This is a genomic window from Psychrobacter sp. (assembly GCF_035469765.1).
Classification (GTDB): domain Bacteria; phylum Pseudomonadota; class Gammaproteobacteria; order Pseudomonadales; family Moraxellaceae; genus Psychrobacter.
This window is the reverse complement of the sequence record NZ_DATIRM010000388.1, coordinates 1-1881: the sequence shown is the minus strand read 5'-3', so window position 1 is coordinate 1881 and position 1881 is coordinate 1. Positions and strand designations below refer to the sequence as shown.

The following is a 1881-nucleotide window of genomic DNA, read 5'->3' as shown; positions in this document are numbered from 1 at the left end:
TAGAATCTAAACGCGAGCCGACCGCGCAGTGGCTTGAAATTATGCAAATGGTACAAGATACCTTGTCGCTGCAAGTGGCGCATATTGTACGGTATCAAAAATCGTTTTTTGCCCATGAGCTAGTAGAGCAATTACAACAGTTTGTAAAAGCGCCAGCATTGCCAGAAACGGTACAGCTTATTGTACCTATGCCAAAAAACCATGCAGCAGCGGTACCGCAAGTCTTTGCCAATGAATATAACCAACGTGTGGCAAACGCGCCAGATACCTTAAGCTTAGATAGAATCATCAAGCAATCATGGGCACATGGCTTACCTGATCCTGATATTTTAGAGGTGTTCTTAGAAGAAGCTGAAGCGCTCACCAACCGTAATGAATATCTACAGTTATTCTTAAGCGATGTTGGTGATATGATTGCACTGCAAGCACTACAGCGTGACTTGCATACCCTAAAAGGCGGTGCACGTATGGTCACGGCCAGTGGTATCGCTGACCTAGCTCATGAAATGGAGTCGGTTTATCAAGACTTTGTTGATCGACGCCGACCGGCGACAAAAAAGGTATTAGAGCTATTGACGGCTTGTCATGATTGGCTTGCAGACGCGGTGTTTATCCTCTCACAGCAGGTTAATCCGCCAACGCCGAGCTTGTTGATTGAGGCATTAAAGCAATTTAGTAAAAATCCTGATAGCTTAAAGCAGATACCAAAAGAAACCCTGCAGCCTCAGCGTGACGCGATTTTAATTGCCAAAGAAAATCAAGAAACCACCTATATCCAAAAAGATATCAGCGCCATGCCGCTGATGGTCAGCGATGCTAATGAGCAAGAGCAAAATGCCAATAATAACGAGATGATTCGTATCTCAGGTGGTTTGATTGAGCATATGATTAATCTGTCGGGCGAGTCGGCAATTAACCGTGCTCGTATCGATATGGGTATCAGTAGCTTGACCAACAGTATTGAAGAGATGGGAACCACCGTACAGCGGCTAGCCGATCAGTTACGCCGAATGGAGTTCGAGCTTGAAGCACAGATTTTATCGCAAATTGATGAAGAATTAGTCAATCATGAAGGCTTTGACCCGCTAGAGATGGATCAGTATTCCTCTTTAAATCAGTTGTCAAAATCTTTGTCAGAGTCGGCATCGGACTTGGTTGATATTAACCATACTTTATTAGAAAAAACGCGTGATAGTGAAAGTCTATTGCTCCAGTTATCGCGGACACAGACTGAGCTCCAAGATGGCTTAATGAACTCACGTATGGTGCCTTTCACGCGATTAACACCAAGGCTTGAGCGTATCGTCCGTCAAACGGCTAATGAGCTGAACAAATCGGTTGAGTTAAAAATTATCAATGCTGATGATGAGATGGACAGAACTATCCTAGAACGCATCACTTCACCGCTTGAGCACATGTTACGTAACGCAGTCGATCATGGTATCGAAAATGTGGCAGCAAGGCTGGCAGCAGGTAAAGAGCGCAGTGGTCAAATCACGCTAGAAGTACTACGTGAAGGAAGTGAAATTGTCATTTTACTAAATGACGATGGACAAGGGATTGACGTAGAAGCCGTACGTGAAAAAGCCATCTCTCAGGGTTTGATTGACGCCAAAGATAGGAATCTTAGCGACCTTGATATCATGCAATATATATTTAATGCCGGTCTTAGTACCAGCAAACAGGTCACGCAGATATCAGGGCGCGGCGTCGGTATGGACGTTGTTATCAGTGAGATTCGTCAGCTAGGCGGCTCAGTATCAGTGCTATCAGAGCTTGGAAAAGGATCGAGCTTTACCATCCGTGTACCATTAACGGTAGCTGTGTCTGATGCTTTGGTAGTTCGAGCAGCCGATCGTTACTATGCCATACCTTTGGTGC

The 1881-nt window shown here is 44.9% G+C and carries 1 protein-coding gene; it reads left to right on the top strand.

Translation table 11 applies throughout. The features are described from left to right. On the top strand, nt 1-1881 hold a 1881-nt coding region (locus VLN09_RS10795; protein WP_325246399.1), incomplete at both ends, for a chemotaxis protein CheA.